Here is a 20,349-nt window from a genome sequence, read left to right on the forward strand (position 1 = left end):
CCCACTTTCTGGAGGTCGATCGATCTCGGGTGTCGGAAACGTCAGCGCGCGATCCACGGCGGCTGGGCGACGACATCGTGTCGCCCGTGGTCCCGCCAGGCCTCCCGCTTGTTGTGTCGTGGCAGCTCGGCGACGCGGAGTCCGCTGGTGCCGGGTTCGTCGTACTGTGCGAACCACTCGCCGAGGCGTTTCGTCAGGTCGGCGACAGATCCGGGGCGGGCGCCGGCCAGGTCGGTGGACTCCCGCGGATCGGCGACCAGGTCGAAAAGCATGGTCCGGTCGACGCCTGGTTGCCAGACGAGCTTCTCGGTGCGGGTCCGGATCATGCGCGTGTCGCCGTACTCGGCGAAGACCTCGTCCGGCCAGTCTCCGAGGTAGCCGCCGCGGCACAGCTCGCGGAAGGACCGTCCCGGGTAGTGATGCTGCCGGTCGGGTACGTCGGCGCTCGCGTGCTCGAGCAACAGCTCGAAGAGGTCGCAGTGGTTCACGAACTCGTCTCTGGTCTGCCCGCCGAGCAGGACGCCGGGCTGGCGGAGGATCATCGGCACCCGGATCGATTCGTCGAGCATGTTGTAGGGCACGGTCGCGTTGCCCTTGCCCCAGAGTCCGTGGTGGCCGGTCATGAGGCCGTGGTCCGAGGTGTAGACGATCAGGGTCTCGTCAGTCAGGTGCTGCGCCTCGAGTTCGTCCAGGACGCGCCCGACTCCCTCGTCGATCTCGGACACCGCCGCGTAGTACTGCGCCAGTGCTTCCCGCGGTTCGTCCCGAGTGGTGAACAGCGCTTCTCCCGCCATCCGTCCGTACGGGTAGACCGGGTCGTCGGGGATGTCGCTGAAGGTCGCGGTCCGGTACTGATGGACCAGCCGCTCAGGGCGGTCCTGCCACGGGCTGTGGGTCGCGAAGTGACCGACGTACAGGAAGAACGGACGGTCGGCGTCACGCTCCTGCAGGAACCGAACGGCGTCGTCCGTGACGACCTGGCGGTCGGGAGCGGTGTCCAGGTAGTCGTGCGGTGCCCAGTAGTCGAATCCGATCCGGGGTTGCCCGGTCTGGCCGAGGTGCCATTTGCCGACCATCGCCGTCTCGTACCCGGAGCCCTGCAGCAGCTCGCCGAGCAGCCGTTCGCCGGCCAGCCACGGCGTCGCGGCCACCTCGGGATCCTGCAGGCCGAGGAAGTCGTGGACGCCGTGCTGGGACGGGAACAGGCCGGTCCAGAACGAAGCGCGGGCCGGTGAGCACACCGGGCTGGGCGTGAATGCGTTCCGCATCCGGATGCCGGTGTGTGCCAGGTGGTCGAGAGCTGGGGTGCGGATCTCGGAGTTGCCGGAGCACCCTAGCGCCCACTCCGCGTGGTCGTCGCTCAGGAAGACGACGATGTTCGGCCGGATCATCTGGCCGCCATCATCTGGGTCGCCTGGGCCTGCAGTTGGGACTGCACCACGTCGGGCTTGATCGCGCCGCTCAGTACCCCGGCTTCCAGGTCCTCCATCGAGTTGCGCAGCTTCTGCGGCAGGAAGGCGACGATGCCCTCATCACCGAGCGCTCCCTCCCATTGCGCACCGGCGACCAACCGCGCGGAAATGGCCGTCGCCGGGTGCTCCTTCTGGTAGGCGGAGTACGCCGGATCGGTCGCCACGCTCTGCCGGATCGGCAGGTTGCCGGTGCTCTTCGCCCAGGTGGCCTGTGACTCGGCAGATGAGAGGAACTTGATCAGCTGCCAGGATGCGAGCTGCCGGTCGGCGTCCGAGGTGAACGCGGCCAGCCCCGGGCCGTACAGTGCGGTGGTTGGCCTATCGGTATTCGTTGCCTGCGGCAACGCGGCGGCGTTCCACGTGAACTGGTCGCCGACCGCCTTGCTCAGGAACGGCGCTGCGCGACTCGACCGGATGATGAACGCGGCCTGACCGGAGACGAATTCGTTCTGGTCGACCGTCTGGGCATCGCCGCTGCTCGCCAGTCGCGTCGCACCCGAGCCGACCAGCCGGCCGAGGAGATCGAACGTGTCCTTCCATTTCGGTGCGTCGAAGGACGCTTTCCCGTCCGCGGTCACCGGAGACGCTCCGAAGGAGTATCCGATCGCGTTCAAGGTCGAGGCGTTCGCGTTCGCCGAGTAGCACGTCTTGCCGAGTGCCTTGACCGCGTTGCAGGCGCGCTCGAAGTCCGGCCAGGTTTTCGGCGGGCTGCTGATGCCGGCCTTCTTCAGCAGGTCGGCGTTGTAGTACATGACCGCTACGTTGACCGCGAACGGGAAGCTCAGGTAGGCGCCGTCCTGGGTGCTGTACCGATTCCGGCGCAGCTCGTTCGGGAGGATGTCCGCCAGGTCCTGCCTGGACAGGCCGACGCCCGATTTGTCGACGTACGGCGTCAGGTCCAGCACCCGTTTCGACTTGACGTACTCCAGGACGTTCGGCGGGTAGGCGATCGTGACGTCCGGCGGCGAGCCGGCCTGCAGCGACGACACGACCTTCTTGTTCAGGTCGTTGAAGCCGCCGACGTACTGCGCCTGGACGGTCACGTCCGGGGTCGCGGCCTCGAACTTCCTCACCAGGGCGTCGATTGTGGCGCCGTCGCCTCCGGTGTAGACGTGCCAGAACGAGATCTTGGTCGGCTTGCTGACCTTGTCCGGGATCGCGGCGTGGTTGCCGGACGCCGGCGTGGTCGGTCCGCTGAAGCCGCAGGCACCGGCGAGCAACGCCGTACCGGCAACCAGCAACGCGGCCAGCGATCGGCGGTGCGGTAGTGCGTTCATTTGAGAGCTCCTTCTCCGATGCCGCTGATGACCAGGCGCTGGGTGGTCGCGAACAGCACGAGCACCGGCACCACCGACAGCACTGTCGCCGCCATCAGCAGGTTGACGTAGACGCCGCCCTCGGTCTGGAAGGCGGTGAGGCCCAGCTGAAGGACACGCAACTCCGGGCGGGAGGTGACCAGCAGCGGCCACAGGAACGCGTTCCAGGTCCACACGAAACTCAGCACGAACACCGTCAGTGACGTCGCCCGGACCAGCGGGAAGGCGACCGCGCGGAAGACCCGCAACTCCGAGCAACCGTCCAGCCGGGCCGCCTCGAAGAGGGTCTCGGGTAGCGACCGGAAGGCCTGCCGGAACAGGAAGACGCTGAACGCGCCCACCAGCCACGGAGCCACCAGCGCGAGGTAGCTGTCGTACCAGCCGAGGTTCCGGATCGTCACGTAGTTCGGGATGAACGTCGCCTCGCCCGGCACCATCACGCTGGCCAGGACGAACGCGAGCAGCGCGCCTCGGCCCCGGAAGCGGCCACGGGCCAGGGCGTAGCCGGCGAGTGAACCGATCACGACGTTGCCGATCGCGGTCAGGCCGGCGGTGAGCACCGTGTTCGCGATGTACCGGGCGAACGGCGCCTGCCGCAGCGCCTCCGCGAAGTTCGAGAAGGCGAGGTCGTGCGGCCACAGGGTCGGCGGTGAGGCGAGGGCCTCCTGCAGCGGTTTCACCGCCGTGATGACCATCCAGTACAGCGGCACCATCAGGATCAAGCAGGTCACGATCAGCGCGAGGTGCGCGGGGAGCGCCTTCAGGTGACGTCTCGGCTCACTCATAGTGGACTCGCCTCCGGGAGATCCAGAACTGGGCCAGCGTCAGCACAGCGACGGTCAGTGCCAGGAAGGTGCCGGTGGTCGCGCCCCGGCCGAGCTCGTTGTCCTCGTAGAACTGCCGGACCATCAGCATCGACAGCGTCTCCGAGCTGCCCTGCGGCCCGCCGCCGGTGAGCACGTAGATGATGTTGAACTCACGGACCGCGAAGATCAGCGAGATCACCGCGAGGAACAAGATGGTCGGCGACAGCAGCGGCACCACGACACTTCGCAGCACCCGGAACTCGCCGGCACCGTCGACCCGGGCGGCCTCCCGCACGTCCTCGCCGATACCGGTCAGCCCGGACAGCAGCACGATCACCGTGAAGCCGAGCAGGTGCCAGATCTGGGCGACCATCGTGATCGAGAGCGCGACGCTGGGCCCTCCGAGAATGCCGGGCAGGTGCACGCCGATCGGGTGCAGCAACACGTTCAGCACACCGGTTCCGTCGACAAGCCACTGCCGCGGCTCGGCGCCGAACCAGGACAGCACCCAGTTCGCCAGGCTGCTCGGGTTCGAGCCGAAGATGACGCCCCAGATCATCGCCGACGCCACCGTGGGCACGACGTACGGCGTGAACACGAGCACCCGGTAGAGACGGAAACGGGCCAGCCGGTACTGCAACGCGTACGCGATCGGCAGGCCGATCAGGATCGTCAGCGGCACCGTGCCGAGGACGAAGAACAGCGTGACGACCAGCGAATTGCGGAACTCCGGGCCGGTGAGCAGTTCCACGTAGTTGCGCAGGCCGACGAACGACGCCCCACCGAGGGACCAGTCGGTCAACGACATCGCGATGTTGAACAGGCTCGCCCAGATGTGGAACACACCGAGCAACACCAAGGCGGGAAGGGCGAACAGCAGACCGATCGCGCTCTGCCTGCGGCGTCGCCGCGATCGTTCCGGCACCTTCTCGACGGCGGTTGCCCTCGGCGACGACTTGGGCGGGGACATGATCGACACCCTGCGCCTCCCTTGCTGATGGCGGGTTTGCGTGGACGATTTGAAATCGATACCAAATCGACCGTAGGGCCTCCCTGGCTGCCGGGTCAAGGGATCACGCCAAACCCTTGACTTCCTTCGCCTACAGGGTTGAAATCGATACCAAATCGCCAGTCGAAGGGTTACCGGATGTCACCCCGCCACGTCGTTCTGCTGATCGCCGACCAGTTCCAGTACCAGCGCCTCGGTACTGTCGACCCGGTGTCGCGGACGCCGCATCTCGACCAGCTGGCCGCGGAAGGTGTGAACTACACGAACATGTTCTGCTCCAACCCGCAGTGCACCCCGTCGCGGGTCTCGATGCAGACCGGTCTGTACCCGCATGAGGCAGGTGTCCTGGCGATCTACGGTTTCCGCGGGCACACCGGGCATCTCAGCCCGGACCGGCTCACGGTCGGCAAGGTGTTCCGTGACGCCGGCTGGACGACGGCGTACTTCGGCAAGAGCCATCTCGGGCACCATCTCGACGCACTCGGCTACGACCACTCCCTGGAGCGCGGCGTCGGCTCTCCGCTCTCGTCCGTCGATCGTGCGGTGACTGCCGACGCGGTCCGCTTCATCGGCGACCACGAAGCCGCGCAGCCGTTGTTCCTGACGGTTTCGTGGCACGAGCCGCATCCGGCGTTCGAGCACGTCGCCCCGTTCGACGAGTACTTCCCGCCGGACGAGATGCCGATCCCATCGACGTACGGCGACGACCTCGTCGGCAAACCGCCGTACCAGGCGAAGCGTCGCGCGATGCCGCACGGCGGGGTCGAGGTGGACAGGCTCCAGGAGGAGCTGAGTTGCTACTACAGCATGATCGGCCACGTCGACTCGCTGGTCGGTCAGGTACGGCGCGCGCTGGAGGAGCGTGGGATGTGGGACGACGCGGTCGTGCTGTTCACATCCGACCACGGCGACATGATGGGCGCGCACGGATTCCGGCTGAAGGGTGTGCTGCCGTACGACGAGTTGTACCGGATCCCCTTTGTCCTGAAGGTTCCTGGGCCGCCGGCCGAGCGGGCGGTCGTCGACGACCTTTGTGTGAACGTGGCGCAACCAGGGACGCTGCTGGCATCAGCCGGTCTACCAGTGCCGGCGGAGATGACGGGCGGGTCGGTGCTTGATCGGGCCTCGCATGTGTCGCCACCGGAGGACGAGTGCGTGTTCTTCGAGCACTATGCGGCTTACTGGGGCCTGCATCCGTTCCGGGTCGCCAGGACACGGGACTGGAAGTACGTACGCCACTTCGGTGACACACTGTGGGAAGAGCTCTACGATCTCGCCGCGGATCCAGGTGAGCTGCACAACGTGATCGATCGCGAGGACCTCGCCGGCACCCGTCGTGACCTGCGCCTCCGGGTCGACGAGTGGTGGGAATCCACCGGCGGCCGCGACCTCGACTACTACGAGTCCGACGACTTCCGGAACTGGGGCCACTCCACCCTCGTCAGCGACAACGCTCTTTGGAACGATGCGGCCACCTCCAAGTAGCACTCGCCGGAGAGACTGTCGTCGTGACGATCAGTGATGAGACGGATCGCCGCAAGCTGTGGATAGCTGCGCTCAGCGCGCAATCGACGAACAGCGCACACTTCGAATGTGCACTCGTTGCCAGTCGCAACGGGATGTAGTGCTCTTGGAATCATGCTGGAAGCAGCCGGAGCCAGAGGTTGCCACCCGCGGCCCGTGGGGTCGTCGCCGGCGCGCTTGGCGACGTTCACCAGGGCGTTCATCGCCGCGACCTCCTCGACCTGCTCGGTGACCGTGATGTGCGCGGCCAGCCGCGGAAGGGCCTGGTCGTCGAACCAGACAGCAACGAGTCCCGGGACAACCGGGTCCGCACGCTGCCCGAGCCCATCCGGGTCGAGGACACGATCGTCTCCGTCCCCGCGACCGCGCCGGGTGATCCAGAGGCTGGGCGGAACGTCGACCAGGATCGGGCCGTCGGCATCCGCGAGACCGACTGACCTCACGCAACCCGGCTTCAGCCCTCTACCGGTTCGGGGCTGGGTCAGCAGGCGGACCGGGTCAGCCTGTGGTGTCTGGCTGAACCTCGACGCCGTGTCGGTCGCGAGGTCGAGGAGGCTGTCGAGCTCCCCGGCGTACACACGTTCGGCGTGCGCGGAGGCCCTGTGTCACCAGGAGCCGCCGCCTCCGCCGCCGGAGCCGCCGCCGACACCGCTGCTGGAGCTTCCGCTGTAGCTGCTGCTGGAGGACGACCCACTGGAGCCGCCGGAGGCTGACCTGGCGCTGTCGGTGGCCATCGGCAGGTACAGGCCCAACTTCCAGCGGTCATGGTGGTACTGGGCCGAACCGCCCTGCTTCGTGGCGCGCTCGGCTTCGATGGACCAGGAGGTGGTTTCACCGAGTCCGGCCGCCCAGGCAGTGAGCAGGTCCTCGTCGCGGCCGTCCCAGCCCTCAAGGCCGGCAAGGTAGAGGCGGTACGCCTCGGCCTGGCACCACAGCTCCGAGCCGCGCGCCGTACGGGCCCTCAGCTCCCAGGACCTCAGCACTGCCGCGAGACCGCCACCAGCCAGTGCCGCGCCGACGGCGGTCGGCGTGCGCCAGGCCGTGCCCGAGTCCAGTGCACCGTCGGCGGTCAAGATCAAGACGATCACACCGGCGACGGCGGCCAGCACACCGGCGATCAGAGCCACGCGGCGCGCTCGCTCCGCACCTGGCACCCACAGCTCCATGGCATCGGACAGCCGCCAATCGTTCAGTCCACTTTTCAACTCGCGCCAGGCCTCGGCGAAGTTCTTGTTGTACTTGCGCAGCGAGACGTCCGGATTCCTGGCGAACAGCGTGCCGACGACTCGCTCGGTCAGTTCGTCGGCGTTGCCGGGCCCCTCGAGGGCTTTGCGCAGTACCGGTCGGGTCGCCCCGGTGATGCGCAGGTGGCCGTCCAGTGCGGCGCCGAGCAGCCACGCGACCAGATGGTTCTTGCCAACCTGTCCGGTCAGGAGTATGCCGCCTTGGGCAGGGCCGAGCTCCGCCGGCGGGACCGAGGAGGGCCGAACAGTCCGCGCCAGCTTGCCCAGGTCCATCCGGCGGTTGCCCCGGACACGCTGACGTCCCGCAAGCCGGAGGAGTTCTGCGATCACCAGGGCGGCGAGGAAGGCGATCCCGGTGATCCACAACCAGCCCTGTACGAGGTGCCCCTCGGGTTCGGCGGGTGCCAGTCCGGTCGGCGGCTCGGGCAGGGTGGCACCGCCACCGCTGGCCTCCGTGAATGTGCCGTACACGGTCAAGCCCTGTCCCTTGTCCAGGCCGCCGTGGGCGGCATCCACCTGTCCCGGCGAGGGTTGTCGCATCGTCGCGCAGGGATCTCCCGAAGCGTACGAACCGGCGTTGCACTGCACCGACCGCAGCGCGTACGGCGTGGCGACGTGCACCTCCACCTGCCTGATCGGCACCTCCCACTCGGTGCCCACGGCATCCCAGGCCAACCGCTCGAGGTTTCCCAGCGTCCGCAGGGTGTACTCGATCCGGTATCGATGTGTCCCTGTCACGGTTGCAGCCGGGTCGCCGATCACCATCTCGGTGACGAGGGACCCGTTGAGCCGGAACGGGACCTCCGCGCCGTCCATCGTGATCGAGACGTCCCGCAGATCGCCGCGCTTGTCCAGTGGCACGGTCCGGTAGATCCCGTGCTTGTCCTTGCCGGCGAAGTCGTAGTCGATGACCTCGGTGATCCGCGCGCTTCCGTCCGGGTGCACCTCGGCCCCGACCCACATCCGCGCGACCTGCTCTCCCGTCTGTGCGAGGAGCCCGACCAGCAGCCCGACCAGGCCGATCAGCAGGACACCCGCGACCAGCCAGAGGGCGTCCTTCTTCCTGCGCCTAGCGAGCGAACCTGCCATCGTCGTACGTCCTCTCGTGACCCCCCGGTGGCACGGACCGTCCACCATCCTTCCAGTCCCAGGGGCCCATCACGCCAGCACATCGGTACGGGCGCCGTACGGGCAGAGCGGCGACAGCGGCGGCTCCTAGCCTCGACTGGGTCGCGCGTTCTGGGGCCACGACACCAAGGCCGGCGACGCCTACCGCTGGGCCAAGTCCTACGCCTGCTGACGAAACCGCGTACCGCTCGCGCGCCGGTGGGTCGATCGCGTTGGTGGGATGCTGGATGGGTGGAGATGGCAGATGTCAGCCGGCTCGCGGCTGCTCTCGACGGGGTGAAGGAGTCGAGGGTCAAGGGACTGCTGCAGTGGACGCTTGGTGGTCGGCTCGTGGCCCGTCAGTACGACTCTGTGTCGATTGTGGTGCGGATGCGGTTCAGCGAACGAGAGCGCCTGGTGGCGGAGCATCCGGACGTGTGTTCCGTTCCGCCGCGGTTCGACGCGCACATGAAGGTGGTCCTGCGCCTGTCGGACGCCGAGCCCGATCTGGTCACGTCCGCCCTGCGGTCAGCCTGGAACCTCCAGCGATCGACTGCTGACTAAGGTCGCCCTGCCGACGGCTTCGTCAGACCACGATGTCGCCGTACGTCGCGGCGTACCAGGGACCGCGCTGCTTGTTGCCACAGGAGATCCGGCCAGATACTTCATCCATCAAGCCGGCCGCGGCGGTCGACCGGGACTGACCGCGGCGGCGCCGAACTACCCGGCCAAGGACAGTCAGTTCGATCGGTCGTCTGCTTCGTCTTCGCCCGCTCGGTCGGTGACCTCCGGCCACAGCTCGCAACCGGAGACTAGGTCTTGCAACGTCACGCTGCCCGTGAGCGACGGCCCTGAAGTCAGGCAGCCGCAGCGCGCTTCGGCGGCGGATCCGCGGGTACAGCAGGGGTCCGGCCGCTTGGCCGGACCCCTGCGTGGAAGGAACAGGATCATGAGCATGTTCGATCCGTGGAACTACCGGAAGGATTCCGGCTACAGCGAGGGCACGGACATCACCGGGTACAAGATCGCCGCGGTCGACGGGGACATCGGCAAGGTGGACGAAGCGACGTACGACGTCGGCGCGGCCTCGCTTGTGGTCGACACCGGCCCGTGGATCCTCGGCCGCAAGGTCCTCCTGCCGGCCGGCGTCGTTCAGCGCGTAGACACCGAGGACGAGAAGGTCTACGTCGACCGCACGAAGGATCAGATCAAGGACTCCCCGGAGTACGACCCCAGTACTGGCGACTATGACGACCGCGAGTACCGCGAGCGCTTGGGCAGCTACTACGGCGAGTACTACGACCGCGGTCTGTAGCCACCGTCTCTCGGACGCGCCTGGCGCCACGCGGACTGCCGGCTGGCGGTTGGAGCGGGCGACTAGCTCTCGGCGGCATTGGTGTTTCTCGCGGGCGTGGGTGGGCACCGGCTGACCGTGTCGGCGAACTCCCGAGGAGGGTGATGACGTGAAGACCGCACGAGACCTCATGACGCCGGGTGCCGAGTGTGTGGGCGAGGCGGAGAGCCTGGTCGAAGCTGCGCGGAAGATGCGGGAGCTGAACGTCGGTGCGCTCCCGGTCTGCGGCGAGAACAACCGGTTGAAAGGCATGCTGACCGATCGGGACATCGTCGTGAAGTGCATCGCTGACGGCGGTGACCCGTCGAAGACCACGGCTGGCGCATTCGGCCAGGGAAAGCCGGTGACGATCGGCGCGGACGACTCCATCGAGGAGGCGCTGCGGACGATGGAGTCTCATCAGGTACGTCGGCTTCCGGTCATCGACGGTCACGAACTGGTCGGGATGCTCGCGCAGGCGGACGTGGTCCGAGCGACACCGGGCCGGGCCGGCCGTACGGTGAGCGAAATCTCCGAACCACGCTGACCGCAGCAGATATCGAACGCGGTGATCTGGACTCGCTGGCCCTGTACACCAGGATGCAGTCATGACGATCTACGTCACCGCGCCGAACGATTCAGCCGCATGCCAAGGCCATCGGGGCTTCGGTGTACGCGCTCGAGACGTTCTGATCTGGTGCGGGAAGAGTACGTTCACGCGAGCCGGAGAACGTCAGAGGCGGGCCCCCGCTTGATCCCGCCCCTGACGAGCTTCCCCGTCGCTGTTCAAAACGACTTCCAGCAGCGGGCGTTACGAGTACGTGGCCGTTCAGACGATGACTGTTCGGACGAACAGACCGCGTTGTTCGGGGGCACAATCGGATCGATCGGAAACTTGCTGTGCGCAACGTTGTCCTCGGTTAGCCTGAGAACATGACCAGGGATCCGAGCAACGAGGTCAAGGCCGTCACCACCGACCCGAGTGTCGTGGCCGACGACGCGAACTACGAACTCGGTGTCGCGATGGCCAGCGAGCCTGACGACGCGCTCGATGTCGAGTCCGAAGAGCAGTCGTTCGATCCGACCGCGACGACAGCACTCGAGTCGGATCTGCAGAACCTGAAGAGTGCCGCAGAGGTGTTGGAAGGCGACTGATCCAAAGGCGGTTTCGCCGTGCTCACTGATGCGACGGGGTGACGCGGACCTTGATGTTCTTCATCAAGGGCTGGTCGCTCTGCTGGCTGTAGTCGTTGTGTGCGACCAGCACGTTCATCTCGGGCATGTAGCCGGCGGCGCTGCCGCGAGGTACGTCGTACGTCAGTGCTCGGTATTCGCGCAGCGAGCGCGTTGTTCCGTCCCGTGCGGTCGCGGTGATGTCGACCAGATCGCCTTCGCTGATGCCGCGGGCGCGCATGTCGTCGGCGTTCATGAAGATCAGGGTGCGGAGGTTCTTCACGCCGCGGTAGCGGTCGTTGTCGGAGTAGATCGTGGTGTTCCACTGGTCGTGCGAGCGCATCGTCTGCAGCACCAGTACCTCGTCCGCCTCGGGGATCACGTCGGGCAGGTCGGCGGTGGAGAATTCGGCTCGTCCTGACGGGGTGTGGAAGACGAGTTCCCGTGCGGGTTGGCGGAGTCGGAAACCGAGCGCCCGGCGGACTCTGCGGTTGAAGTCCTCGAATCCGTCGAGTGCCTTGGCCATCACGTCGCGGATCCGGTCGTAGTCGTCGACGTACCACGCCCAGGGCGTCGAGCTCTCCGGCAATGTCGCGTGCGCCACCCCGGCGATGATCGCGGGTTCGGACAGCAGGTACGGCGAGGCGGGTCGCTTCTTGCCCGTCGAGAGATGCACCATGCTCATCGAGTCCTCGACCGAGGTGGATTGCGGTCCGCCGCGCTGGAGGTCGAGTTCGGTTCGCCCGAGGCACGGGAGGATGAGCGCCTGCCGCCCGTGGGTCAGGTGGCTGCGGTTGAGCTTGGTGCTGACGTGGACCGTCAGGTCGCACTGACGTAAGCCCTGGGCGGTGAAGGCCGTGTCCGGTGCGGCGAGGGCGAAGTTTCCGCCCATGCCGACGAAGACCTTGACCGTTCCGGTGTTCATGGCCGCGACCACGTCGACTGTGTCGAGTCCGTGTGCGCGGGATGGTTCGATCTGGCAGGCCTCGGCGAGCCGGTCGAGGAACTCCGGCGTGGGGCGATGGTCGATCCCGCAGGTCCGGTTGCCCTGGACGTTGCTGTGCCCTCGGACCGGCGACGGTCCGGCGCCTTCTCGACCGAGGTTTCCGCGCAGCAGCAGGAGGTTGAGGATTTCGCGGACGGTGTTGACGCCGTGCTCGTGCTGGGTGATGCCGAGGCACCAGCTGATCAGAGTGCGTTTCGATCGGGAGTAGATCTCGGCCGCGCGCCGGATGTCGGTCTCGGACAGGCCGGACTGGCGCTCGAGGTCGCTCCATTCCGTTGCCTCGCACAGCTCGCGGTACTTTTCGAAGCCGTGCGTGTAGCGCTCGAGAAAGACCTCGTCGAGCGCCTTCGGATCGGTTCGGTGCTCCTCCAGCACGGCCTTCGCCATTCCGCGGAGCAGGGCGAGGTCGCCGCCGGGTCGCACCTGGAGATTGAGCGTGCTCGTCGGGGTGGACTTGAACAGGGCCATGTCGACGATCTCGTGCGGAACGATGGTCCTCGCTGGTCAGGTCGACCCGATGTAGGAGTTCTCCGTTCTGTGCTGCCGACCGTCAACTCCTACAAGCGACTGGTGACTGGCTCGTGGTCCCCGGTCTCGGCCGCGTGGGGCGGCGACAACCGGACCGCCGCGTTGCGGATCATCGCCGGCGAAGAGTCCGCCTGCCGCATGGAGAATCGTCTTCCTGGTGCGGATGCCAATCCCTACCTCGCGCTGGCAGCATGCGTGGCCGACGCCGTCCATGGCCTTGAGGCCGAGCTGGAACTTCCTGCCGCGGTCGTTGGGAACGCCTATGAGAACACCGACTCGTTGCTCCGCAGTTCGCTTGCGGAGGCCATCGTGGCTTTTGCTGAGAGCAAGCTCGCACGCAAGGTCGTTCAGGGATCGGACCGGGCGGGCTCCCGCCTGCTGCCCGGTATGCCGGAGCCTGCGCAGCTCACGTGTCGGTACCGTGTCCTCGCCGATGTCCTCGTCGGTGCGGGTGCGCATCGGCGGATTGACGGTGAAAGGTGCGACGGCGGCGGAGCACGATCAAGATGATGGCGAGGAGTGCGACGGCTGCGGCTGCGAAGGCGGCCGGGAGGGAGGAGTCGTTGGCCGCAGGGGTGGTGGTTGCTGGGGGCGTGTTGTGCGTGGTGGGCTGATCGAGGGCTGCTTTCGCCTTGAGCGGTTTCAGTATGACGTCGTTGCCGTCGCCGCCCTTGTAGGTGAGTTGGTAGCCCGCGACCCGGGTGCCTTCGGGGAGGTTGGTGAAGGCGCCGGTGATCGGGTCGGTGCCGTCGTTGGCGATCAGCACGGTTTCGTTGGTGAGCGTGGTTCGCGGGGTGACGTCGAGCTTTCCGGCCAGCGATACCCGGCCGAACACGCGGACCGGCGTACCATCCGCTCGGGTGGACAGTCGACCGTCGGGAGTCTGCTCGAAATCGCCCTTGACAGTGAACGCCCCGCCGGCGGTGCCGGCATTGACCAGTCGGCCGCCGTGGAAGGTGCCGAAGAGCTTCGACCGGCGGTTCAGCGTGAGTACCGCGCGATCGCCGTACAGGACGGTGGAACCGGAGGCCTGGCTGAGGTTTCGGAGGGTCTGGTTGCCCGCCTTGGTCAGATCCAGCATGGCGCCGGACTTGGTGAGCGTAACGGCGCTGCTGGCTGTCAGGCTGCCGCCGGTGAGCGCCAGAGCTCCGCGCGAGATCGTGGTGGTGCCGGTGTAGGTCAGTGTCCCGGCGAGGCGAGTCGTCGCCGCGCCGGCCTGGGTCAGCGAACCGGTCCCGCTGATCTTCGACAGCGTGATCGCCTTGCCGGCGTTGCGAACCACCAGCGAACCCTCGTTGACGATCCGGAACAACGCGGCCTTCGTCAACAGGCTGCCGTCACCTCCTGGCCGTCCACTTCCGAGGCGAAGCGTCGCACCCTTCTCGATCGTCGTCGAGCCGTCGTAGTACTGGTCGGCGGCGAACGTCACATCGTTGCCACGGACCCCTTTGATCACGACGTCACCGGCGCCGGGCGACTTCAGCGTGTCGTGGAACACGCCGCCTCCGATCGGGGCGCCGAGCGTGACCGGGCCGTTGTAGGCGAAGGTGAGTTTGGAGCGGGATCGTGCGGCCAGCAGGTTGATGTAGACGGTGTCCGCGGTGCCGGGCATGAAGATCTTGTTCGTGCTGCCGTCACCCCACTGCACGTTGGCGCCCTTGATGTTGGTGCCGCGCTTGTTCAGGTTGTGCGGGATCTTCCGCCAGTTGATCGCGGGGTCGCTCAGTGACGGATCGGTGTCGCCACCACGGTTCGAGTAGCTGTACTGGCCGGTCAGGATCACTGTGCTGCCGGGGCGGGACTGGACGTTGATGTCGCTGCCGTACTCGCGTTGGTAGAAGTTCTGCCGGATGGTGACGGTCTGGTCCAGCGGGGTGTCGATCGTCCAGGTGCCTTGGTTGAGGATGGCCCGGGCGTTCGGCAGCGCGACCGTGGTCTCCGGTTTGCCGGCGGACGCCTGGGTACCGTTGTCGATCACGCCCGAGAACGGATTGGTACCGGCCAGATCAAGGGCGCCCCAGAGGAACCGTGGCTGGCTGATCAGCCCGGATCCGCTGATCGTGCCGAGGTTGACGGACCGGACGAGCGACAACCGCAGGGTGCCGTTCACCTCGATGTTGTCCTGGTTGAGCTGGTAGCCGGGCGTGCCGTACGGGAATCTTCCGATCAGTCCGGTGCCGCCGCCGTTGCCGTACTGCAGAGTCGCGCCCTTGTCGACGACGATCGCCGGCGGGTCGGGGTGCGTGACCACGACGTACGGATGGTTGCCGCCGAGGATCCGGACCGCCTGCCGTTGCCTTGCCTTGGGCAACGAGAAGTCGCTGTCCTTGGTGAGGATCAAGGTGCCGCTGCCCGCGATCCGCAGCGTTCCTTCGCCGCGGATCACCCCGTCGTACGTCGTGGTGCCGGCGGGCAGGTTCACCACCGCGTCACCTGTCAGGGTGACGTTTCGGTTCGCCAGGATGTCGGGCGTGATGTCGCCGTTCCCCGCGGCGGCCGCCGGCACGGGGCGCAGCCCCACAACGGCGAGTAAGACCAAAGCCCCGATCAGGCGTCCCACATCGTCCTCCTCGAATCCGGCGATCACTTTAGTGAGCTCCGGGTCAGCCTGCTCGCCGACCCGGAGCTCAGGGGGAGGGGGTCAGGACGGATCGCCGTACAGCAGACCGCGTCCGTTGGTGCCGATGTAGACGCGGCCGTAGGTGTCGGGGTCGCCGGTGATGACGCCAGGTCCGCTGATGCTGCCCCACTGGTGAGCGTCGTCGTTGATGCGGACCCAGGTGGTGCCCTGGTCGGTGGAGCGGAAGACACCGGTGACGTTCTGGACAGTGCCGATCAGGTAAAGGGCCTGGTACGTCGTGCCTGGCGCGGCTTTGCCGAAGCCGAGGGCGGAGGCGGACTGCACCGAGGCGAGTGCGGTGAAGTTGCGGCCCCCGTCAGTGGAGTGCAGCAGGCCCCTGCCGCCGCCGGCGATCCACAGGTCTCCTGCGATGCCGGGGACGGCCGTGAGCCGGCCGGCGGGCAGGTTGCTTGCGCGGGCGGTGAAGGTCGCGCCGCGGTCGGTGCTGGCGTAGAGCGTGCCGCCCGTGAGTGAGTAGAACGTGCCGGCCGAGGAGCGGTCGGCGACAACCACGGCGTCGGTGCCCAGGCCGCTGACCTTCGACCAGCTCGCTCCCTTGTCGGTCGAGCGGTACGGCGCTTGGCCGGCCTCGGTCCATACGATGGTGGAGCCGTCCGCGAGTGCGACATGGCCGCTGTTCGCGCTGCCCACCGGCTCTGCCGTGAAGCCGTTCCAGTTGCTGCCGCCGTCGGTGGAGTAGGCGCCGTCCTGCGCGCCGCCGGTGCCGACGCGGACCATCATCGCGGGGGCCGACTGGGCGAAATCGATGTCGGTGCTGCTGCTCATCAGCGGGTTCTTCAGCCGTCCGGCGGGAACCTCGGTCAGTGAGTCGTGGCGGAAGCCGCCTTGGTCGCCCATCGAGGTGATGACGGTGGCACCGCCGGGAGGGGCGATCGCGTCCGCCAGCGAGGTCTCTTCCAGCCCCCGGGCGCCGGCGGTCCAGTGGCTGGTCGCGCCGCTGTCGGAGGCGTTCGCGTCCTTGCTGCGCCAGATACCGTTGCCGGTGCCGTACAGCACGTGCCCGGAGTCGAAAGGATCGATGGCCAGCGCGGTCATCCAGTGCCCGGTGCTGGTGCCGACGTACGGAGCGCCGGAGGCATCGCGCTGCGACTTGTCCGCCAGCGCCTTCCAGGTCGTGCCGCCGTCAGTGGTCCGGTACACCTCGTCCTCGGGCCACCACCGGTCGAGGGTGGTGACCATCACCGTGGACGGCTTCTGCGCGTCGACGGACAGACCGGAGAACCCGTAACTGCCCTGCGACGGGGAGATGTTCTTCCACACCCCGCCCGACGGGGTGTACTTCCACACCGAGCCCGTCGTCGCGTCCATGGGGCCGATGCTGTTGCTGTACGTCAGGTACAGCGAACCGTCACCGGAGACCACACCGTGCTGCGGCATCTCGCCGGTGGGCCGCCCGGAGACCGCCTGCCAGCTGTTGCCGCCGTCGGTAGAGCGGTACAGAGAGGTGGACTTGTCGTTGACCCCGACGTAGACCGTCTTGCTGCCGGACGGGCCGTACGTCACGAAGGAGATGCCCGCGCTGGTGCTCGCCCCGTCCTTGACGGGGAACGAGGAGACCTGACTCCAGGTCACGCCGTAGTCGGTGCTGCGTCACAGGCCGTTCTTGCGGGTGCCCAGGAGCAGGGTGCCGTGGTTCGCGGGGTCGATCACGAGCCGTTCGCCCGCGCCGCGGCCGGGCTCGTTGGAGCCCAGTTTGAAGGGCAGATCGGTGCGTTGGAACGTTCGGCCCCGGTCGGTGGAGCGCAAGAGCGCGCCGTTGCCGGCCCAGTCGTTGGTGTAGGTCCCTGCCGCGAGGTAGAGCCGGGCGGGATCGACGGGGTCGGTGGCCACCGCATCGATGCCCAGCAGGTTCCAGTCCTTCTCGCCGGCCCAGTCGGTCAGCGGGATCCACTGCTCGGCCGCGGTGTCCCAGCGGTAGGCGCCGCCCATGTCGGTACGCGCGTACAGCAGGCCCTTCTCGCGCGGGTTGAACACCAGACCGGTGACGTATCCGCCGCCCACGACCTGGGCGTTCTTCCAGGCGTACGGGCCGGACCCGGGCGTCTCGGGCTGGTCCGACTTCACCAGCTTCCATTGCTGGTTGGCGCCGCCTGTAGCCGGAAACTGGATGATTGCCGCGCCCTGGGCGGTGGAGTTTGCGTTGACGTCCAGGAGTTGGCTGCTCTTGCGGTTGGCGAAGGTGACGGCGTCGGAACTGCTCACCTCGTTGATCTTCCACTCCTGGGAGGTGGACGAGCTGTCGGTCTGCTGCTCGGTGGCCGCGGCGTTGGCGGTCGAACCGCCCGCTATGCCAAGCACTTTGCCGCTGTTGCGGTTCACCAGTTCGTAGTAGCCGTCGCCGGTGGCCCTCAGCTTCCACTGCTGGTTGACGGTGTGCTGGTCGGTCCACTGCTGGATACGGGCGCCGTCGGCGGTGGAGAAGCCGTTGACGTCGAGCACCTTGGCACTGCGAACGGAAACCAGCTGATAGTAGGCGTTGGCGTCGATCGTCGCGGCCTGCGAGTCCTGCTGCGCGAACAGGAGGCACGGTACGGCGATGGCGGGCACGCCGACCAGCAGACCGGCAGCGGTCCAGCGGCCGCGGTAACGCCCGCGGCGCGTGGGGTTGTCCATGGGGGGTGTACTCCTTGCGTGTCATTCACCGGAGGAAGGCGGGTCCAGGCAACGGGGTGGCCTGGACCCGCGCCCCCTAGTGGTCACAGACACGGCAAAGGTTGCCGCGGGCCGGGATCTTTTCGCGCCCGTCCTCACCGGGTCGGGGCGAACCCTCCCCAGACCGCGGCGGAACGGCCTGAGCTCTCGGCGTGGACGTGGTAGCTGTCTTGCTTGACCTTGCGGACGCCGGTGGCGTGGTTGTACTGGCCGGCGAATACGTGCTGTGCGGCCGGCACAGTGCGGCCCGGCTTGAGGACCCAGCGGTAGAGCAGCGCACCGTCGGACTCCTGAACGGTGACGGTGAAGTCGTCGCTCGGCAGGGTCTGCCAGTTACCGGTGCTCCGTACGTCGCCGGTCTGGGCGATGCGCAGTTCGACGGTGAGTGAGGTGAGCGGCTCGGTGGTCTTGAGGGTCAGGTTGCTCTGGGCCCAATAGATCGTGCTGTGCACGTCCAGCGACCCTTCGGACCACAACGGCCCGTCCTTGATCCGGCTGTCGGCCGGCGGAGTCGGTCGCGTGCTGTGCGAGGTGGTGGTCGGGGCCGGACCGGTAGTGGTGGTGCGGGTTGATGGCGTCGGAGCGGACGTGACAGTCCGGGACGGGACTGTCGGGGACGGGACTGTGTGTTTGGGCGCGGTGGCCGGCGGCGTCGGAGCTCCGCCCATGGCGGCGACAGCGGCGGCGAGACCACCGGTCGCAAGGATGGCGGCGGCGATGACAGCGACGACTGCCGCCCGGGGCCATGACCTCGCGACCGAAGGTGTGCGGTGCCGCAGGCTGGGGTCGGCCACGCCGCGCTCCACGCGCGCCAGAATCCTTGCGCGGTTGGGCTCGTGAGCCTCGGCGGCCTCTTGCAGCTGTCGTTTGATCTCCTCGTTCACCGGTTCCTCCTTCCTGCCGCTAGTTCGCCGACCGCTTCCGCGCCGAGTAACGATTCCAGCTCCGCCATCCCCTTCGAGGTCTGGCTTTTCACCGTACCGACCGAGATACCCAGGGCTGCGGCGGTGTCCTTCTCCGACAGATCGAAGGCGTGCCGCAGGACCACGCACGCCCGCTTACGGAACGGCAGCCGGGTGAGCGCGGCCCGGACATCGAGTACTGCCGCAACGTCCGGCCCGTTCACCACCTCCGTACTGCGGGACCAGAACAGTGCTACTCGCCGTCGCTCGCGGACCCTGCTCCGGATCCATTCCCGCGCCAGATTGGCCACGACACCGCGGGCGTAAGCGACCGGGTGTTGCGCTGCCCGCAGCCTGTCCCAGCGGTGCCACAGAGCGACCAGCGCATCGGCGGCGAGGTCGTCGGCCACGTCCTTCTCACCGGTCAGGAGGTGGGCGAGACGCGCCAGTTCGGCGTAGTGGCGTTCGAAGAAGTCGTGGAACTCCGCGGACGCGTCGTCGACCAGCATCTCCCGCGGTTGACCTCTCCTTGCGACGTGCGTGTTGACGATCGGGCCGAGCGTAACGGTCAATGTCGGGCGAACTGGACTCGGGCCGGCTGCGCGACATCCGGTTTCAGGACGATCCCGTCGATCGTCAGCCGCTCACCGTAAATGTCCGTGACCCTGATCGCTCTGCCGCATCCGTTGCCATCGGGGGCGAGGAAGTAGTTGTAACCGGTGCGCTGCAGCTTCCGCCAGCCGTTGGCCGTCCGGACCTCGAGCGTCGCCACTGGGTTACGGTGCCCGATCACCTGGATGCCGCACCACCACTGACTGGACCCGGTCTTGTACCGGATCGAGAGCGTGCCAGGGGCGGCGGGGCTCAGCAGCGTCCAGGTGATCGAGAGTCGGCCGACGGCGAGGTTGGCGAGTCTGGAGAACGCCTGCTGGCTGAGGTCGAGTTGCCCGGGGGCGCAGGGCAGCGGGCACTCGTTGACAATCCGCACCGTGATGGAGGCCCCATTGGCGGCGCGGACCCGCACGTACGCTCCGCATGCCTTGGCTGACTCGTAGTCGGTATGGTTCATCGCCGCGATCATGAGGTCGCCAGCAGGTCCGTAGAGGCAGGCACCGTTCCCGTCGCCCGCCTCATAGGCGGTCGCGACGCCCCGGTAACGAATGCCGGGCTTGATCCGCCCGGCCAGAGGCGCTGTCGACGCCGCGGATTCGGGGTGCGGGGTGCTGGAAGGCGAGCGCGGGCTGTTGGCAGGCGTGCGCGGCCTGCCGGCGGCCGACGGCGTTGGGGCACGGCGGGGCGATGGCGGCCGGCTCGTGACCGGCGTGCGCGTCGGTGCCATCGTGGCGAGGGCCGGTGCGGTCGGTGAGCCGGAATCGGCCGGGACGCTCGCCGGTGCATCCGCAACGGACTCTGTTGCCGTACGCCGGGTATCAGCGTCGCCACCGATGAGGAGCGCTGCGGCCAAGCAGACCACAACGCCGACGGACAGCAGCGCCACTGGAATGCCGATAACCCGCCAGCGCTGGCGCAACGGCTCCGCCGCGCCATGCCTCGTTGTCCTCATGTCCATCCGTTCGGTAGATCCAGACCGCGTTCCACACCCCAGTTGCCGCCGAACCCAAAAAGGTTGCCAGCC

Annotated in this window: 19 protein-coding genes; 7 read left to right on the plus strand and 12 right to left on the minus strand. The window is 67.5% G+C overall.

Features of this window, described 5'->3' with window-relative positions:
• Window positions 1–41: 41 nt before the first annotated feature.
• Genes E0H92_RS26720 through E0H92_RS26735 form a run of 4 tightly spaced genes read right to left on the minus strand, consistent with a single transcriptional unit; the run spans window position 42 to window position 4,564 of the window.
• Window positions 42–1,391, minus strand: a complete 1,350-nt coding sequence (locus E0H92_RS26720) for a sulfatase family protein (protein WP_131498079.1) — start codon at window positions 1,389–1,391, stop codon at window positions 42–44.
• A complete protein-coding gene (locus E0H92_RS26725; RefSeq protein ID WP_131498080.1) occupies window positions 1,388–2,749 on the minus strand; it encodes an ABC transporter substrate-binding protein in 1,362 nt (453 codons plus the stop codon). The genes E0H92_RS26720 and E0H92_RS26725 overlap by 4 nt, the downstream gene beginning before the upstream one ends.
• Window positions 2,746–3,573, minus strand: a complete 828-nt coding sequence (locus E0H92_RS26730; RefSeq protein ID WP_131498081.1) for a carbohydrate ABC transporter permease — start codon at window positions 3,571–3,573, stop codon at window positions 2,746–2,748. The genes E0H92_RS26725 and E0H92_RS26730 overlap by 4 nt, the downstream gene beginning before the upstream one ends.
• On the minus strand, window positions 3,566–4,564 hold the full coding sequence (locus tag E0H92_RS26735; protein WP_131498082.1) for a carbohydrate ABC transporter permease: 999 nt from the start codon (window positions 4,562–4,564) through the stop codon (window positions 3,566–3,568). Before E0H92_RS26735 ends, E0H92_RS26730 begins: the two co-directional genes overlap by 8 nt.
• Window positions 4,565–4,741: 177 nt before the next feature.
• On the opposite strand from E0H92_RS26735, the gene E0H92_RS26740 reads away from it, so the two are divergent.
• Together E0H92_RS26740 and E0H92_RS26745 are read left to right on the plus strand one after the other, a co-directional pair.
• Window positions 4,742–6,088: a sulfatase family protein gene (locus E0H92_RS26740; protein WP_131498083.1), complete on the plus strand. Its 1,347-nt coding sequence runs from the start codon at window positions 4,742–4,744 to the stop codon at window positions 6,086–6,088.
• 179 nt (window positions 6,089–6,267) lie between these two features.
• Window positions 6,268–6,564, plus strand: a complete 297-nt coding sequence (locus E0H92_RS26745; protein ID WP_131498084.1) for a hypothetical protein — start codon at window positions 6,268–6,270, stop codon at window positions 6,562–6,564.
• 168 nt (window positions 6,565–6,732) lie between these two features.
• On the opposite strand, the gene E0H92_RS26750 is transcribed toward E0H92_RS26745, so the two are convergent.
• A complete protein-coding gene (locus E0H92_RS26750; protein WP_165550006.1) occupies window positions 6,733–8,460 on the minus strand; it encodes a DUF2207 domain-containing protein in 1,728 nt (575 codons plus the stop codon).
• 270 nt (window positions 8,461–8,730) lie between these two features.
• Here E0H92_RS26750 and E0H92_RS26755 point away from each other — a divergent pair, with 270 nt between their 5' ends.
• From E0H92_RS26755 to E0H92_RS26770, 4 genes are all read left to right on the plus strand, one after another.
• Window positions 8,731–9,042, plus strand: coding sequence for a hypothetical protein (locus E0H92_RS26755; RefSeq protein ID WP_131498086.1), 312 nt, complete (start codon window positions 8,731–8,733; stop codon window positions 9,040–9,042).
• A 385-nt stretch (window positions 9,043–9,427) separates the two neighbouring features.
• Window positions 9,428–9,793 (plus strand): PRC-barrel domain-containing protein, encoded by a 366-nt coding sequence (locus E0H92_RS26760; RefSeq protein WP_131498087.1) that lies wholly within the window; start codon window positions 9,428–9,430, stop codon window positions 9,791–9,793.
• Between the two features lie 148 nt (window positions 9,794–9,941).
• On the plus strand, window positions 9,942–10,358 hold the full coding sequence (locus E0H92_RS26765; protein ID WP_131498088.1) for a CBS domain-containing protein: 417 nt from the start codon (window positions 9,942–9,944) through the stop codon (window positions 10,356–10,358).
• Window positions 10,359–10,744: 386 nt separating this feature from the next.
• Window positions 10,745–10,966: a hypothetical protein gene (locus E0H92_RS26770; protein WP_131498089.1), complete on the plus strand. Its 222-nt coding sequence runs from the start codon at window positions 10,745–10,747 to the stop codon at window positions 10,964–10,966.
• Window positions 10,967–10,988: 22 nt separating this feature from the next.
• Here the strand turns inward: E0H92_RS26770 and E0H92_RS26775 are convergent, their stop codons facing one another.
• The gene (locus E0H92_RS26775; RefSeq protein ID WP_131498090.1) at window positions 10,989–12,458 is read right to left on the minus strand and encodes a molybdopterin dinucleotide binding domain-containing protein; all 1,470 of its coding nucleotides are present in this window, start codon (window positions 12,456–12,458) and stop codon (window positions 10,989–10,991) included.
• Between the two features lie 69 nt (window positions 12,459–12,527).
• On the opposite strand from E0H92_RS26775, the gene E0H92_RS45780 reads away from it, so the two are divergent.
• Window positions 12,528–13,028 (plus strand): type I glutamate--ammonia ligase, encoded by a 501-nt coding sequence (locus tag E0H92_RS45780; RefSeq protein WP_202873822.1) that lies wholly within the window; start codon window positions 12,528–12,530, stop codon window positions 13,026–13,028.
• Here E0H92_RS45780 and E0H92_RS26785 read toward each other — a convergent pair.
• From E0H92_RS26785 to E0H92_RS26805, 6 genes are all read right to left on the minus strand, one after another.
• Window positions 12,925–15,078, minus strand: coding sequence for a hypothetical protein (locus E0H92_RS26785; RefSeq protein ID WP_202873823.1), 2,154 nt, complete (start codon window positions 15,076–15,078; stop codon window positions 12,925–12,927). The genes E0H92_RS45780 and E0H92_RS26785 overlap by 104 nt on opposite strands.
• Before the next feature lie 81 nt (window positions 15,079–15,159).
• Window positions 15,160–16,731, minus strand: a complete 1,572-nt coding sequence (locus tag E0H92_RS44730; RefSeq protein ID WP_202873824.1) for a WD40/YVTN/BNR-like repeat-containing protein — start codon at window positions 16,729–16,731, stop codon at window positions 15,160–15,162.
• Between the two features lie 18 nt (window positions 16,732–16,749).
• Complete coding sequence (locus E0H92_RS44735; protein ID WP_202873825.1) at window positions 16,750–17,772, minus strand: RICIN domain-containing protein; 1,023 nt, start codon at window positions 17,770–17,772, stop codon at window positions 16,750–16,752.
• A gap of 134 nt (window positions 17,773–17,906) precedes the next feature.
• A complete protein-coding gene (locus tag E0H92_RS26795; RefSeq protein ID WP_131498091.1) occupies window positions 17,907–18,695 on the minus strand; it encodes a hypothetical protein in 789 nt (262 codons plus the stop codon).
• A complete protein-coding gene (locus E0H92_RS26800) occupies window positions 18,692–19,222 on the minus strand; it encodes a SigE family RNA polymerase sigma factor (protein WP_131498092.1) in 531 nt (176 codons plus the stop codon). Before E0H92_RS26800 ends, E0H92_RS26795 begins: the two co-directional genes overlap by 4 nt.
• 59 nt (window positions 19,223–19,281) lie before the next feature.
• A complete protein-coding gene (locus E0H92_RS26805) occupies window positions 19,282–20,277 on the minus strand; it encodes an expansin EXLX1 family cellulose-binding protein (protein WP_131498093.1) in 996 nt (331 codons plus the stop codon).
• Window positions 20,278–20,349: the final 72 nt, after the last annotated feature.

Origin of the sequence: Kribbella speibonae, from assembly GCF_004331375.1 — a bacterium.
Classification (GTDB): Bacteria; Actinomycetota; Actinomycetes; order Propionibacteriales; family Kribbellaceae; genus Kribbella; species Kribbella sindirgiensis.